Origin of the sequence: Pseudomonas sp. RIT778 (assembly GCF_019718735.1) — a bacterium.
Lineage (GTDB): Bacteria > Pseudomonadota > Gammaproteobacteria > Pseudomonadales > Pseudomonadaceae > Aquipseudomonas > Aquipseudomonas aphyarum.
Genome location: NZ_JAIHBA010000013.1, coordinates 1 through 13,641, shown reverse-complemented (window position 1 = coordinate 13,641; position 13,641 = coordinate 1). Strand labels below are relative to the sequence as shown.

The window sequence follows — 13,641 nt, the reverse complement described above, 5'->3', positions numbered from 1 at the left end:
GTTTTGCTGATCGAGTCCGTCATGAAGTTCGCCATTGCGCTGTTTTCCGCCGCCCATGCGCCCTCCTCGCGCCGCGCCCTGCTGTTCGCTCAGGCCGCGCTGGCCGGCGGGCATGAGATTGTCCGGCTGTTTTTCTATCAGGACGGAGTCCACAACGCGTCCGACGCCGTGGTCACGCCGCAGGACGAACTGGACCTGCCCAAACAGTGGCGAACCTTTATCACCGAACAAAACCTCGACGGCGTGGTGTGCATCGCCGCAGCCCTGCGCCGTGGCGTGTTGAATACCGAGGAAGCCGGGCGTTATCAACGTGACGCCGTGGCCGTCAGCGCACCGTGGGAATTGTCCGGCCTCGGCCAGTTGCATGATGCGGTGCAGGATGCCGACCGCCTCATCTGTTTCGGAGGCGCATGACATGGCCAAGTCCCTTCTGATTATCAGCCGCCAATCGCCGTGGTCCGGCCCCGGCGCCCGCGAAGCGCTGGACATCGTGCTGGCCGGTGGCGCGTTCGATCTGCCGATCAGTCTGCTGTTTCTCGACGACGGAGTGCTGCAATTGGCCGCCGGGCAAAACGCCAAGGCCCTGCAACAGAAAGACCTGAGCGCCAACCTGCAAGCGTTGCCGATGTTCGGTGTCGAAGAGCTGTTCTACTGCGCCGAAAGCGCCAGTGCTCGCGGCCTCGGCGATCGTTCGCTGGACGAGGCGCAGCCTTTGGCCGCCGAACAAATCACCGCCCTTATTGACCGTTACGACCAGGTGATCACCCTCTGATGTCGACTTTGCATGTTTTGTCCCACTCCCCGTTCGGCGACGAACGCCTGACCAGTTGCCTGCGCCTGCTGGGCGCTGCCGATGCGCTGTTGCTGTCTGGCGATGCCGCTTATGCGCTGCAACCCGGCACTGCGCCGTTCAGTGCGCTGGAATCGCGTAAGGTGAAATTGTTCGTGCTGGCCGAAGACGCGCAAGCCCGTGCCGTGCAGATTCCGGACTGGGCCGAAGCCATCGATTACCCGGCCTTCGTCGAGCTGTCGATTCACCACGACAAGGTCAACAGCTGGCTATGAATGCGTTGACCGTCGGCGCCCGCGCCATCGAACTGGACAAGGACGGCTTCCTGGTCGACCTCAACGACTGGTCGGCCGAAGTCGCCAGCGCCCTCGCCGCTGCCGAAGACATCGAGCTGAGCCCGGAACATTGGGAAGTCCTCGAACTGCTGCGCAGCTTCTATGCCGAATTCCAGTTGTCCCCGGCCACCCGGCCGCTGATCAAGTACACCGCGCTCAAACTCGGCGCGGAGAAAGGCAACAGCCTGCACCTGAACCGACTGTTCAAAGGCACCCCTGCCAAACTCGCCGCGAAACTGGCGGGCCTGCCCAAACCGACGAATTGCCTATGACCGACTATCCAGCGCTGACCCTCGAAACGCCCGCCGAGCACCCGTTCGCCCAGTTCGTGCGCATCCTCGGCAAGGGCAAGCGCGGCGCCCGCGACCTGACCCGCGAGGAAGCCCGGCAAGCCATGGGCATGGTGCTCGACGAAGCGGTCGAAGAAACCCAGCTTGGCGCTTTCCTGATGCTGCTGCGGCACAAGGAAGAAAGCGCCGAGGAAATGGCCGGCTTCACCGAAGCCCTGCGCGAACGCTTGCAGGCGCCAGAGTTGAAGGTCGATCTGGATTGGCCGACCTATGCCGGCAAGAAGCGTCACCTGCCGTGGTATCTGCTGGCGGCCAAGTGCCTGGCGCAGAACGGCGTGCGCATCTTCATGCACGGCGGCGGCGCGCACACCGCCGGGCGCTTGTACTCCGAACAACTGCTCGGTGAACTGAACATCCCACTGTGCCGCAACTGGCAACAGGTCGGCGCGGCGCTGGACAACGGCGGTCTGGCGTTCATGCCACTGTTGGACTGGGCGCCGCAGCTGCAACGGATGATCGACCTGCGCAACACCCTCGGTCTGCGCTCGCCGATCCACTCGCTAGCGCGGATCCTCAATCCGCTGGGCGCGCGTTGCGGTTTGCAGAGTATTTTTCACCCTGGCTATCAAGCGGTGCACCGCGATGCCAGCGGCCTGCTTGGCGACACGGCCATCGTGATCAAGGGCGACGGCGGCGAAATCGAGATCAACCCGGATGCCGACAGCCACCTGTACGGCACCACCGGCGGCGAGAGCTGGGACGAGGAGTGGCCGCAGCTGTCGGCGCAGCGTCACGTCAAACCTTCTTCGCTGGATATCGAGCATTTGAAGGCCGTCTGGCGTGGCGATGTGGTCGACAGCTATCCGCAAATGGCGCTGATTTCGACCATGGCGCTGGCACTGCGCGGCCTAGGTCAGAGCCGTGAACAGGCTTTCGAAACCGCCGAGCAATACTGGGCTGCGCGGGACAAATCGATTTAACCGATCATTAACGCCCGATCTTTGCGCTTTTTGTTCGAACTCATCGGAATAGACTCGGCTCCAACGAATATTGGTTTCTGGAGTCTTGATCATGGGTTTACTCGTCGACGGCCGCTGGCAGGACAAGTGGTACGAAAGCAGCAAGGACGGTGCGTTCCAGCGCGAACAGGCGCAGCGCCGCAACTGGGTCACTCGCAACGGCGAGCCGGGCCCGAGTGGTGAAGGCGGTTTTGCCGCCGAAGCCGGGCGTTATCACCTTTACGTCTCCCTCGCCTGTCCATGGGCGCATCGCACGCTGATCCTGCGCAAGCTCAAAGGCCTGGAAAGCCTGATCGATGTTTCCGTCGTTAGCTGGCTGATGCTGGAAAACGGCTGGACCTTCGACCAGAACCTCGGTTCGACCGGCGACAAACTCGACCACTTCGATTTCATGCACCAGCGCTACACCGCCGACACCGCCGACTACACCGGCCGCGTCACCGTGCCGGTGCTGTGGGACAAGAAGCTCAAGCGCATCGTCAGCAACGAATCGGCGGAGATCATCCGCATGTTCAACAGCGCCTTCGATGACTTGACCGGCAACGATCTGGACTTCTATCCAGCGCCATTACGCAGCGAGATCGATGCGCTGAACAAGCGGATCTACCCTGCCGTGAACAACGGTGTGTACCGCGCCGGTTTCGCGACCTCGCAGAAGGCCTATGAAGAAGCGTTCGACGACGTGTTTGCCGAACTGGATCATCTGGAGCAAGTGCTGGGCGCCAACCGTTATCTGACGGGTGAATACCTGACCGAGGCCGACGTGCGCTTGTTCACCACGCTGATTCGTTTCGACGCGGTGTATCACGGGCACTTCAAATGCAATCTGCGGCGGATCAGCGATTATCCGAATCTGTCGAACTGGCTGCGTGAGATGTACCAGTGGCCGGGCGTTGCCGAGACCGTGGATTTCCAGCACATCAAGAATCACTACTACGGCAGCCACAAGACCATCAACCCGACCGGCGTTGTGCCGAAGGGGCCGAAACAGGATTTCACTGTGGCCCATGACCGGAACCGGTTGGGCGGGAAAGGGGTATGGCGCAGAGGTTGAAAGCCGGATCGTTCCCACCGCGTGGGAACGATCCCCTCAGAGTCGTCAGATCTGACCCTGAGCGCCCTCGAACCACGCCAGTTTCTCGCGCAGTTGCACCACTTCGCCGACGATCACCAGCGTCGGCGCATGCACTTCATGCTCCGCCACCAGACGCGGCAGGTCGGCCAGCGTGCCAGTGAAGACCCGCTGATTGACCGTGGTGCCCTGCTGGATCAGCGCGGCCGGGGTTTCGGCCGCACGACCATGTTTGATCAACTGCTCGCAGATGATCGGCAACCCCACCAGGCCCATGTAGAACACCAACGTCTGCGCCGGCGCGACGAGGTCGGCCCACGGCAGATCGGTGGAACCGTCCTTCAGGTGCCCGGTGACGAAACGCACCGACTGCGCGTAATCGCGATGGGTCAGCGGAATCCCGGCATACGCCGCGCAACCGCTGGCTGCCGTGATGCCCGGCACCACCTGGAACGGAATGCCATGGGCCGCCAGCTCCTCGATCTCTTCGCCGCCACGGCCGAAGATGAACGGATCCCCGCCCTTCAACCGCACCACACGCTTGCCGGCCTTGGCCAGATCCACCAGTTGCTGGTTAATCTGATCCTGCGGCACAGCGTGATCGGCGCGACGCTTGCCGACGTAGACACGCTCGGCATCGCGGCGGCACAGCTCAAGAATCGCGGGCGCCACCAAGCGGTCGTACAGCACCACATCGGCTTGCTGCATCAGGCGCAAGGCGCGGAAAGTCAGCAGATCCGGATCGCCCGGCCCTGCGCCCACCAGATACACCTCGCCGGTCGTGACCATGGCTTCGCCGTCAATCTTGGCTTGCAGCAAACGTTCGGCCTCGGCGCCCTGCCCAGCCAGTTGGCGATCGGCAATCGGCCCCTGGAACACGTCTTCCCAAAAACCGCGACGCTGCTGTACATCGGGAAACAGGCCTTTGACCTGATCGCGAAACCGCGCGGCCAGCCCGGCCAGATGGCCGTAGGTCGAGGGAATCCAGGTTTCGATCTTGGCGCGGATCAGCCGGGCCAGCACCGGCGCATCGCCGCCACTGGAAACCGCGATGATCAGCGGTGAACGATCGACAATTGCCGGGAAGATCACGCTGCACAGCGCCGGCGCATCGACCACATTGACCGGCACGCAGCGCCGATGGGCATCGGCGGAGACTTGCGCGTTCAACGCTTCGTCGTCGGTGGCGGCAATGATCAGCCCGCAACCGTCCAGATCCGTTTCGGCGTAGCCACGCAGCAGGCATTCGCCATCGCTGGCGGCAACCAGTTCGCGCAGTTGCGCTTCGATTTCAGGTGCGACCACCCGCAGCAGCGCACCGGCATCGGCCAGCAGGCGGGACTTGCGCAAGGCAATCTCCCCCCCACCGACGACCAACACACGACTGCCGCGCAGGTTGTGAAACAGCGGCAGATATTTCATTTAGCCGATGACCTCAAGGCCACCCATGTACGGTTTCAGCACGTCCGGCACGCGGATCGAACCGTCGGCCTGCTGGTAGTTTTCCAGCACGGCCACCAGGGTACGACCGACCGCCAGACCGGAACCGTTCAGGGTGTGCACCAGCTCAGGCTTGCCGGTTTCCGGGTTGCGGAAACGCGCCTGCATGCGGCGGGCCTGGAAGTCGCCGCAGTTGGAGCAAGACGAGATTTCACGGTACTTGTCCTGGCTCGGAATCCACACTTCGAGGTCGTACGTCTTGACCGCGCTGAAGCCCATGTCGCCGGTGCACAGCGCCAGGGTGCGGTAAGGCAGCTCCAGCAGTTGCAGGACTTTCTCGGCGTTGGCGGTCAGGCCTTCCAGCGCTTCCATCGACTTCGACGGCTCGACGATCTGGACCATTTCAACTTTGTCGAACTGGTGCTGACGGATCATGCCGCGAGTGTCACGACCCGACGCGCCGGCTTCGCTGCGGAAGCACGGAGTGTGAGCGACGAACTTGATCGGCAGCTGTTTCGAATCGACGATTTCACCGGCCACGATATTGGTCAGCGACACTTCGGCGGTCGGGATCAGGTACAGATCGGCCTCGCCTTCGCGAGCGATCTTGAACAGGTCTTCTTCGAACTTCGGCAGTTGACCGGTGCCTTGCAGCGCCGGGGCCTGAACCAGATAAGGCGTGTAAGCCTCTTCGTAGCCGTGCTCGGTGACGTGCAGGTTGATCATGAACTGCGCCAGTGCGCGGTGCAGACGGGCAATCGGGCCACGCAGCAGCGCGAAACGCGCGCCGGACAGCTTGGCGGCGGTTTCGAAGTCGAGCCAGCCGAACTTCTCGCCCAGGGCCACGTGGTCCTGAACCGGGAAATCGAAGGCAGTCGGGGTGCCCCAGCGACGGACTTCGACGTTGCCGTCTTCGTCTTCGCCGACCGGTACCGATTCGTGCGGCAGGTTCGGAATGCCCAGCAGGATCGAGTCCAGTTCGGTCTGGATCGCGTCCAGCTCGACTTTACCGGCGCTCAGTTCGCCCGCCATGCGCTCGACGTCGGCCATCAGCGGCGCGATGTCTTCGCCGCGCTGCTTGGCCTGACCGATGGATTTGGAACGCGCGTTACGCTCAGCCTGCAGTGCTTCGGTGCGGGTCTGGACGGTCTTGCGCTGTTCTTCCAGCGCTTCGATGCGCGCGACATCCAGGGCAAAACCACGGGAAGCCAGGCGGTCCGCTACGTCCTGAAGGTTGCTACGTAACAGTTTGGAATCGAGCATGTCGGTTTCTCGTTATCAAAGTTTGGTCAGGGACAGGCCGGCCCAGGTCGCGAGCAGCCCGCCGAATACGCTGATGGCCGCATAGCCCAGGGCCAGCGGCACTTGCCCGCTTTCCAGCAGGCGCACCGTATCCAGTGAAAAGGATGAAAAAGTCGTCAGCCCCCCGAGGAAGCCGACCATCAACCCGGCACGTACCTCGATCGGTACTTCCGGGCGTATCAAAAACAGGCCGTACAGCACGCCAATCAGCAGACAGCCCACGATATTAACGGCCAGCGTCGCGGTATAGAAGTGCCGCGGCCAATTGGCGTTGACCCAATTGCCGGTGGCGAAGCGCAACAAGGTGCCGGCAATCCCGCCGACGGAGACTGCAACGATCAATGGAACCACTATTTTCTCCGCTGCCGGGGGCTTAAACGATCAAGTTGGGCAAGGTGGTTGAGCTTTTCGCCGATCTTCAACTCCAGGCCACGGGGCACCGGTTGGTAGAACGGAATCGGGTCGAGTTCTTCCGGGAAATAGTCTTCGCCGGCCGCGTAGGCGTCCGGTTCGTCGTGGGCATAACGGTATTCGTCGCCGTAGCCCAATTGCTTCATCAATTTGGTCGGCGCATTGCGCAGGTGCAGCGGCACCTCCAGCGAACCGTGTTCGGCGGCGGCGCGCAGCGCGGTCTTGAAGCCCATGTACACCGCGTTGCTTTTCGGCGCACAGGCCAGATAGGTGATGGCCTGAGCCACTGCCAACTCACCTTCCGGACTGCCGAGACGCTCCTGCACTTCCCACGCGGCCAGGCACAGGCTCAGTGCGCGCGGGTCGGCGTTGCCGATGTCTTCACTGGCCATGCGCACCACGCGCCGAGCCAGGTACAGCGGATCGCAGCCGCCGTCGATCATTCGCGCAAACCAGTACAACGCGCCGTCCGGATTGGAGCCGCGCACCGATTTGTGCAGCGCGGAAATCTGGTCGTAGAACGCTTCGCCGCCCTTGTCGAAACGCCGGCGAGTGTCGCCGAGCAGGCTTTGCAGCAGCTCGGTGCCCATCTCGCTGTGGTCTTCGGCCAGGTCCGAGGCGTTTTCCAGCAGGTTCAGCAGGCGCCGGCCATCACCGTCGGCGGCGGACAGCAACATCTGGAAGCCTTCATCGCTGAGAGTCAGATGACGCTTGCCCAGACCACGCTCTTCGGTGAGCGCGCGGTGCACCAGTTTGCGCAACGCCGCTTCGTCGAGGCTCTTGAGTACGTAGACCCGCGCCCGCGACAGCAATGCGTTGTTCAGTTCGAAAGAAGGGTTTTCAGTGGTGGCGCCAATGAAGATCAGCGTGCCGTCTTCAACGTACGGCAGGAAGGCGTCCTGTTGAGACTTGTTGAAGCGGTGCACTTCATCGACAAACAGGATAGTGCGCTTGCCGTACTGGCCGGCCTGCTGCTTGGCGATTTCCACCGCCTGACGGATCTCCTTGACCCCGGCCAACACCGCCGAGACCGTTTCGAAATGCGCATCCGAGACTTCCGCCAACAACCGCGCCAGCGTGGTCTTGCCCACGCCCGGCGGGCCCCAGAAGATCATCGAATGCAGGGCACCCTGTTCCAGCGCTTCGCGCAAAGGCTTGCCGCGAGCGAGCACGTGTTCCTGACCGACGTACTCATCCAGATTGGTCGCCCGCAAACGGGCGGCCAATGGCTGGGCAATCGGTGCACTGCGAAACAGATCCATCACGTACCGTTGAAACCTCTGTGTTTATTCCTGGATCACATCGGCACCCTTCGGGATGTCGAACTTGAACTTCGATGCAGGGACCGCTTCGTTGGCCTTCACACCGGTGAACAGGATATTGGTGCGCTGGCCGACGCTGTCGATCAGCTGCATGTCATTGACCAGACCATTGCGGAACGACAGGCGCAGGCTGTCGAACAAGGTGTCCTTGGTTTTCGGCTTCAGAGTGAAGTCGATCACGCCGCCCGCCTCTTTCGCGCTGATGTCGAAGCTCTGGCTGATCTTCGATACGTCGCCGGACAGCAACAGGGCTGGAGTCTGGGTCAGGCGCTCATCGAGCTTCTTGATAGTGGCCTGTTCCAGATCCGGGTCCCACAGGGTGACTTTCTTGCCGTCGGACACCATGGTCTGCTCGGCGGGCGCATTGGTGTGCCAGTAGAACAGGCCTGGACGCTGCAGGGTCATGTCGCCGGTGGTTTCCTGCAACTGGGTGCCGCTGCCGTCGAGGGTCAGCTGGGAAAAATTGGCGGTCAGGGTCTTGGATGTTTCGAGCAATTGGGTCAGGCGAGCCACATCCTTGTCATCGGCGTGAGCCGTGAGGGTGGTCAGAGCCAGTACCGGCAGCAACATGCGGATAAGACGCATGGGAGTCCTCTTGAATACTCGTGGGAAAGTGGACGGCGCTTCATGCACCGTCCATTGCATTTGGATCAGGGTATCGAATCAGTCGCGTACCGGGCCAGGGGCCAGGACTTCGCGGGAACCGTTGGTGTTCATCGACGTCACGACCCCGGCCATTTCCATGGCTTCGATCATGCGCGCGGCACGGTTGTAGCCGATCTTCAGCTTGCGCTGTACAGCGGAGATGGAGGCGCGACGGCTTTCCAGCACGAACTGCACGGCTTCGTCGTACAGCGCGTCGGCTTCCGGATCGTCGCCGTCACCACCGCCGCTGCTGCCTTCGAAACCACTGCCCGCCTCTTCGACACCATTGAGGATGTCGTCGTTGTATTCCGGTGCGCCGCGCAGTTTCCAGGCTTCCACCACCCGGTGAACTTCATCGTCGGACACGAAGGCGCCGTGAACACGGATCGGCAGGCTGGTGCCCGGCGGCATGTAGAGCATGTCACCGTGACCAAGCAGTTGTTCGGCGCCGCCCTGGTCGATGATGGTCCGGGAGTCGATTTTGCTCGATACCTGGAACGCCATCCGCGTCGGGATGTTGGCCTTGATCAGACCGGTGATCACGTCCACCGACGGCCGCTGGGTCGCGAGGATCAGGTGGATACCGGCCGCACGCGCCTTCTGCGCGATACGGGCGATCAGTTCTTCTACCTTCTTGCCGACGATCATCATCATGTCGGCGAATTCGTCCACGACCACGACGATGGTCGGCAGTTTCTGCAGCAGCGGTGCTTCGTCGTGGATGCTTTCGCGTTTGTACAGCGGATCGCTCAGCGGCTCGCCGGCGTCCTGGGCTTCCTTGACCTTGGCGTTGAAGCCGGACAGGTTTCGCACGCCCATCTTCGCCATCAGCTTGTAGCGACGCTCCATCTCGGCAACGCTCCAGCGCAGGGCGTTGGCGGCGTCCTTCATGTCGGTCACGACCGGGCACAGCAGATGCGGAATGCCTTCGTAGATCGACAGTTCGAGCATTTTCGGGTCGATCATGATCAGCTTGGCGTCGTCCGGTCCAGACTTGAACAGGATCGACAGGATCATCGCGTTCACGCCCACCGACTTACCGGAACCGGTGGTACCGGCCACCAGCAGGTGCGGCATCTTCGCAAGGTCGGTGATGACCGGCTTGCCGCCGATGTCGTGGCCCAGGGCCAGGGTGACCGGCGATTTGAAGTTGTCGTACTCAGGCGTCGACAGCACTTCGGAGAAGCGCACGATCTGCCGGTCTTCGTTGGGAATCTCGATACCGACCGTGGTCTTGCCCGGAATCACTTCCACCACCCGCACACTGGTCACGGCCAGCGAACGTGCAAGGTCTTTCGCCAGGTTGGCGATACGGCTGACCTTCACGCCCGCAGCAGGCTGGATTTCGTAACGGGTAATGACCGGGCCGGGATGGATCGAATCCACGGTGACTTCGACGCCGAATTCCTTGAGCTTGATCTCCAGCAAGTGGCCGACCGCCGCCAGGGATTCGGGCGAATAATTGAGTTGTTTCTTTTCTGCAGGATCGAGGATCGAGATCGGCGGCAAGGTGCCTTCCACGGCGCTGTCGACGAACAACGGCACCTGCTTCTCTTTCTGCACGCGCTTGCTTGGCTCCGGCGCCTTGACCGGGGCCGGCGCGATGACCGGCGGAACCTGTTTCTCGCGCTCGGACATGTGCTTGCTCAGAGCCTGTTCGCGCTCGATCAGACGTTCCTTGACCTTGGCCTGCTCACGCTTGTCGGTCACCGTCGGTGCAACCACGTCATGCACGCGATCGTCGACTTCACGCAGTTGCGCGACCAGTTGCTTGCGCTCGGTACGCGCCGACCACCAACGGTTGACCGCGCCCTGGAACAGTTCGAACAGGTCGAGGGTGATCTTGCCGGTGATGTCCATCACCTTGAACCACGACAGGTCGGTGAACACCGTCAGGCCGAACAGGAACAGTGCGATGAACAGCAACGTGCTGCCCTGAATGTTCAGAGCATTGCGGGCCAGATCACCGAGGCTTTCGCCCAGCGCACCACCGGCGCCAGCAGGCAAACCAGTGGCTGCATGGAAATGGATGTGCGCCAGCGCGGCGCCGGACAACACCAGGAACACCAGACCGATCAGGCGCCAGGAAAACAGCCAGCCGCTCCACTGCCACGGTTCGTGACGCTGACGGAAGATCTGATACGCCTTGATCGCCAGCAACAACGGGAAGATGTAGGCGAAGTAACCCAGCACCATGAACAGGATGTCGGCGCTGTAGGAACCGGCCGGGCCGCCGAAGTTCTGCACGTCGTCGATCTTGCTGTTGTGGCTCCAGCCCGGATCGTCCTTGCCGTAGGTCAGCAACGCCATCATCAGGAACAGGCACAAGGCGCCGATGGCGATCAATGCACCTTCCTTGAGCCGGTAGTGCAACTGTTGACGCCAGAGCGGAACGACTGTTTTTGGTGCTTCCGTGGATTTCTTCAAAACGCTTCTTTTCCTGCGCCAGAGGCGCGTCCATCTATTGAATGACGATAAAAAACTGCCCAATCCAGGCAGGTAAAAAAATTGACGGGCGCAACGGAGACTACTTTTAACACTGCGCCCCGCCTTTTATAAACACGGCACGCGGCGAATATTCTGTAACAGCCCGGCATTGTACGGGTTTGCGCGTTCGATGCCATGCTTCCAGGCCCCAGGTTCAAGCATAGCCAAACGCACAACACCCGGCGTTCAATTTGAGCATGCATTACCTTTTGTGACAAAGGCTTATGAGGTGTATTTGATGAACGTAGCGAAGCATTTGCGCCTCATCTCCCCTGAGTGCCACACATTGGCATCGACAACCTTGCCCGCACCGGTGCAACGCCCGATTACGACCGCATCCGGATGCTCAAGTTGCAGCTACGCAAAAGCCGCACTGCAACGGAGGACATTCGCGTCATTTCCCGGCACACTTTACCGCGGGCCCAGCGCCCACCGCCCTCCCCTTCTGCAAGCCTGGACGCCATGCTGACTTGGTTACAACGCAACTCACTGACTTTCCCGCCACTGGAAAAGGCCATGCGCGATCCCAACGGATTGCTGGCGGCCGGCGGTGACCTGTCTGCCGATCGCTTGATCCAGGCCTATCGCCATGGCTGCTTTCCATGGTTTTCCGAAGGCCAGCCGATTCTCTGGTGGTCGCCGGATCCGCGCACCGTGCTTTTTCCCGACGAACTGCACGTCTCGCGCAGCCTCGGCAAATTGATGCGCAAACAGCGTTATAAAGTGACCTTCGATCAGGATTTCGACGCCGTGATCCACGCCTGCGCCGCTCCCCGGGAATACGCCGACGGCACCTGGATCACCGAAGCGATGCAGGACGCCTATATCGAACTGCATCGACGCGGTTTTGCCCACTCGGTGGAAGTCTGGGATGAGGGCGAACTGGTCGGCGGCCTGTACGGCCTGGCGATGGGGCAACTGTTCTTCGGCGAGTCGATGTTCAGCCGCGCGGACAATGCTTCCAAGTACGGCTTTGCGACGCTGGTGCAACATCTGAAAGAAGCGGGTTTCGTGCTGATCGACTGCCAGATGCCGACCGACCACCTTCACAGCCTTGGCGCCCGGGCGATTTCCCGCTCTGCATTCGCTGAATATCTGGCCCGACACCTCGATCAACCCAATCACGCGACCTGGGTTTGCTGAGCGACTTTTGCGCGCGTGGCTTACACTTAATTCACCAGCTTACCCTTGAGGGTTGATCATGACCGAGTTGGCGCGGTTGAAGTTTTATGCCACTCAGCCTCACTCTTGCAGTTATCTGCCCGAGGAACAGGCGACGACCCTGTTTCTCGATCCGAGCCAGCCCATGGATGTGCATGTCTACGCAGACCTGTCAGAAATGGGCTTTCGTCGCAGCGGCGATCACCTGTACCGCCCGCATTGCCAGAACTGCAATGCCTGCGTGCCTGCGCGCATTCCTGTGGCGCAGTTCAACCCCAACCGGCAGCAGAAACGCATTTTCAAGCGCAACATCGATTTGCAGGTGCGCCCGGTCAAGCCGGCGTTCAGCGAAGAGTACTTCGACCTCTATCAGCGCTACATCGAACAGCGCCATGCCGACGGCGACATGTACCCGCCGAGCCGCGATCAATTCTCGACTTTTCTGGTACGCGACCTGCCCTTCTCACGCTTCTACGAGTTCCGGCTCGACGGACGGTTGCTCGCAGTTGCCGTGACCGATCTGCTGCCCAACGGCCTGTCGGCGGTCTACACCTTTTACGAACCGCAGGAAGAACGCCGCAGCCTTGGGCGCTACGCGATCCTCTGGCAAATCGCCGAAGCCCAGCGCCTGGGGCTTGAGGCGGTGTACCTGGGTTACTGGATCAAAAACTGCAAAAAGATGAGCTACAAGACCCAATATCGGCCTATCGAACTGCTGATCAATCAGCGCTGGGTCATCCTGAACTAAACGCAAACCCTAAACCCCTTGGCGTAAACCCCATTTTTCGGGCACAATGCACGCCGCTTTTGCCTGGCGCAGTTGCACCGGGCCATTCATTGGATACCGAGGGCTTTACTGCATGTCGAAAGAAGACAGCTTCGAAATGGAAGGCACTGTCGTCGACACCCTGCCCAACACCATGTTTCGTGTGGAGTTGGAAAATGGGCACGTCGTAACCGCGCATATTTCCGGCAAGATGCGCAAGAACTACATTCGTATTCTTACCGGTGACAAAGTGCGCGTCGAGCTGACGCCCTATGACTTGAGCAAAGGGCGTATTACTTACCGCGCTCGCTAATCAAGTCAATACAAGACGCCCGGCATTTGCCGGGCGTTTTTGTATCTGTGTGTTTTTTGGTTTTGGGTGAATATCCGTTGCTGCGGTAACGGCTTCTTAGGGTTCCGCCCTTACGGCGGGTCACTTTTTCCAAACACCGAAAAAGTAACCAAAAAGGCTGAGCCCCGGCGTACGGCACTTCGCTTAGGCTCAGTGTTCCCTCGCTACGGTGTCCATCAGGGGGCATCGCCTACGGTTTGCTTCGCTGCACCTCCTCTCGATGTATGCGGCTGCGCCGCACGGCGCTGC

Annotated in this window: 15 protein-coding genes; 9 read left to right on the top strand and 6 right to left on the bottom strand. The window is 61.0% G+C overall.

The features are described 5' to 3' along the window. Nucleotides 1-21: 21 nt before the first annotated feature. The 6 genes from tusD (at nt 22) to K5E37_RS09855 (ending at nt 3,488) form a co-directional block, all read left to right on the top strand. Nucleotides 22-414 (top strand): sulfurtransferase complex subunit TusD, encoded by a 393-nt coding sequence (tusD, locus tag K5E37_RS09880; protein ID WP_045121864.1) that lies wholly within the window; start codon nt 22-24, stop codon nt 412-414. A 1-nt stretch (nt 415) separates the two neighbouring features. Beyond that, nucleotides 416-772 carry a sulfurtransferase complex subunit TusC gene (gene tusC / locus K5E37_RS09875; protein WP_221533698.1) on the top strand — a complete coding sequence of 119 codons (357 nt, stop codon included), beginning with the start codon at nt 416-418 and terminating at the stop codon, nt 770-772. Beyond that, complete coding sequence (gene tusB, locus K5E37_RS09870) at nt 772-1,065, top strand: sulfurtransferase complex subunit TusB (protein WP_007958198.1); 294 nt, start codon at nt 772-774, stop codon at nt 1,063-1,065. Before tusC ends, tusB begins: the two co-directional genes overlap by 1 nt. Then, the gene (locus K5E37_RS09865) at nt 1,062-1,397 is read left to right on the top strand and encodes a TusE/DsrC/DsvC family sulfur relay protein (protein WP_007958196.1); all 336 of its coding nucleotides are present in this window, start codon (nt 1,062-1,064) and stop codon (nt 1,395-1,397) included. Before tusB ends, K5E37_RS09865 begins: the two co-directional genes overlap by 4 nt. Next, nucleotides 1,394-2,395 carry a glycosyl transferase family protein gene (locus tag K5E37_RS09860; RefSeq protein WP_085602538.1) on the top strand — a complete coding sequence of 334 codons (1,002 nt, stop codon included), beginning with the start codon at nt 1,394-1,396 and terminating at the stop codon, nt 2,393-2,395. Before K5E37_RS09865 ends, K5E37_RS09860 begins: the two co-directional genes overlap by 4 nt. Before the next feature lie 91 nt (nt 2,396-2,486). Continuing rightward, nucleotides 2,487-3,488: a glutathione S-transferase family protein gene (locus K5E37_RS09855; RefSeq protein WP_221533697.1), complete on the top strand. Its 1,002-nt coding sequence runs from the start codon at nt 2,487-2,489 to the stop codon at nt 3,486-3,488. Nucleotides 3,489-3,533: 45 nt separating this feature from the next. Here the strand turns inward: K5E37_RS09855 and cysG are convergent, their stop codons facing one another. The 6 genes from cysG to K5E37_RS09825 all read right to left on the bottom strand — a co-directional run bounded on the left by cysG (nt 3,534) and on the right by K5E37_RS09825 (nt 11,053). Then, nucleotides 3,534-4,928, bottom strand: coding sequence for a siroheme synthase CysG (gene cysG / locus K5E37_RS09850; RefSeq protein ID WP_221533696.1), 1,395 nt, complete (start codon nt 4,926-4,928; stop codon nt 3,534-3,536). Further along, a complete protein-coding gene (gene serS, locus K5E37_RS09845) occupies nt 4,929-6,209 on the bottom strand; it encodes a serine--tRNA ligase (RefSeq protein ID WP_007958190.1) in 1,281 nt (426 codons plus the stop codon). It abuts the gene before it with no gap. A 15-nt stretch (nt 6,210-6,224) separates the two neighbouring features. Next, entirely contained in the window at nt 6,225-6,599 is a 375-nt protein-coding gene (crcB, locus tag K5E37_RS09840) for a fluoride efflux transporter CrcB (protein WP_007958188.1), read from the bottom strand. Continuing rightward, nucleotides 6,599-7,921, bottom strand: a complete 1,323-nt coding sequence (locus K5E37_RS09835) for a replication-associated recombination protein A (RefSeq protein WP_064597723.1) — start codon at nt 7,919-7,921, stop codon at nt 6,599-6,601. The genes crcB and K5E37_RS09835 overlap by 1 nt, the downstream gene beginning before the upstream one ends. 24 nt (nt 7,922-7,945) lie before the next feature. Beyond that, on the bottom strand, nt 7,946-8,566 hold the full coding sequence (gene lolA, locus K5E37_RS09830) for an outer membrane lipoprotein chaperone LolA (RefSeq protein WP_007958184.1): 621 nt from the start codon (nt 8,564-8,566) through the stop codon (nt 7,946-7,948). A gap of 78 nt (nt 8,567-8,644) precedes the next feature. Then, nucleotides 8,645-11,053, bottom strand: a complete 2,409-nt coding sequence (locus tag K5E37_RS09825) for a DNA translocase FtsK (protein WP_045121862.1) — start codon at nt 11,051-11,053, stop codon at nt 8,645-8,647. A 522-nt stretch (nt 11,054-11,575) separates the two neighbouring features. Between K5E37_RS09825 and aat the strand changes: the two genes are divergently transcribed. The 3 genes from aat (at nt 11,576) to infA (ending at nt 13,353) form a co-directional block, all read left to right on the top strand. Then, nucleotides 11,576-12,256, top strand: coding sequence for a leucyl/phenylalanyl-tRNA--protein transferase (gene aat / locus K5E37_RS09820; RefSeq protein WP_045121861.1), 681 nt, complete (start codon nt 11,576-11,578; stop codon nt 12,254-12,256). 58 nt (nt 12,257-12,314) lie between these two features. Then, a complete protein-coding gene (locus tag K5E37_RS09815) occupies nt 12,315-13,022 on the top strand; it encodes an arginyltransferase (protein WP_221533695.1) in 708 nt (235 codons plus the stop codon). A gap of 112 nt (nt 13,023-13,134) precedes the next feature. Beyond that, entirely contained in the window at nt 13,135-13,353 is a 219-nt protein-coding gene (gene infA, locus K5E37_RS09810; RefSeq protein ID WP_002553999.1) for a translation initiation factor IF-1, read from the top strand. Nucleotides 13,354-13,641: the final 288 nt, after the last annotated feature.

What these genes read in the sequence shown, in the direction of transcription:
- serS (WP_007958190.1), bottom strand. Translation starts at nt 6,209, where the DNA reads ATGCTCGATTCCAAACTGTTACGTAGCAACCTTCAGGACGTAGCGGAC.
- tusC (WP_221533698.1), top strand. Translation starts at nt 416, where the DNA reads ATGGCCAAGTCCCTTCTGATTATCAGCCGCCAATCGCCGTGGTCCGGC.
- K5E37_RS09860 (WP_085602538.1), top strand. Translation starts at nt 1,394, where the DNA reads ATGACCGACTATCCAGCGCTGACCCTCGAAACGCCCGCCGAGCACCCG.
- K5E37_RS09815 (WP_221533695.1), top strand. Translation starts at nt 12,315, where the DNA reads ATGACCGAGTTGGCGCGGTTGAAGTTTTATGCCACTCAGCCTCACTCT.
- tusB (WP_007958198.1), top strand. Translation starts at nt 772, where the DNA reads ATGTCGACTTTGCATGTTTTGTCCCACTCCCCGTTCGGCGACGAACGC.
- K5E37_RS09835 (WP_064597723.1), bottom strand. Translation starts at nt 7,921, where the DNA reads ATGGATCTGTTTCGCAGTGCACCGATTGCCCAGCCATTGGCCGCCCGT.
- aat (WP_045121861.1), top strand. Translation starts at nt 11,576, where the DNA reads ATGCTGACTTGGTTACAACGCAACTCACTGACTTTCCCGCCACTGGAA.
- lolA (WP_007958184.1), bottom strand. Translation starts at nt 8,566, where the DNA reads ATGCGTCTTATCCGCATGTTGCTGCCGGTACTGGCTCTGACCACCCTC.
- K5E37_RS09855 (WP_221533697.1), top strand. Translation starts at nt 2,487, where the DNA reads ATGGGTTTACTCGTCGACGGCCGCTGGCAGGACAAGTGGTACGAAAGC.
- K5E37_RS09865 (WP_007958196.1), top strand. Translation starts at nt 1,062, where the DNA reads ATGAATGCGTTGACCGTCGGCGCCCGCGCCATCGAACTGGACAAGGAC.
- cysG (WP_221533696.1), bottom strand. Translation starts at nt 4,928, where the DNA reads ATGAAATATCTGCCGCTGTTTCACAACCTGCGCGGCAGTCGTGTGTTG.
- infA (WP_002553999.1), top strand. Translation starts at nt 13,135, where the DNA reads ATGTCGAAAGAAGACAGCTTCGAAATGGAAGGCACTGTCGTCGACACC.
- tusD (WP_045121864.1), top strand. Translation starts at nt 22, where the DNA reads ATGAAGTTCGCCATTGCGCTGTTTTCCGCCGCCCATGCGCCCTCCTCG.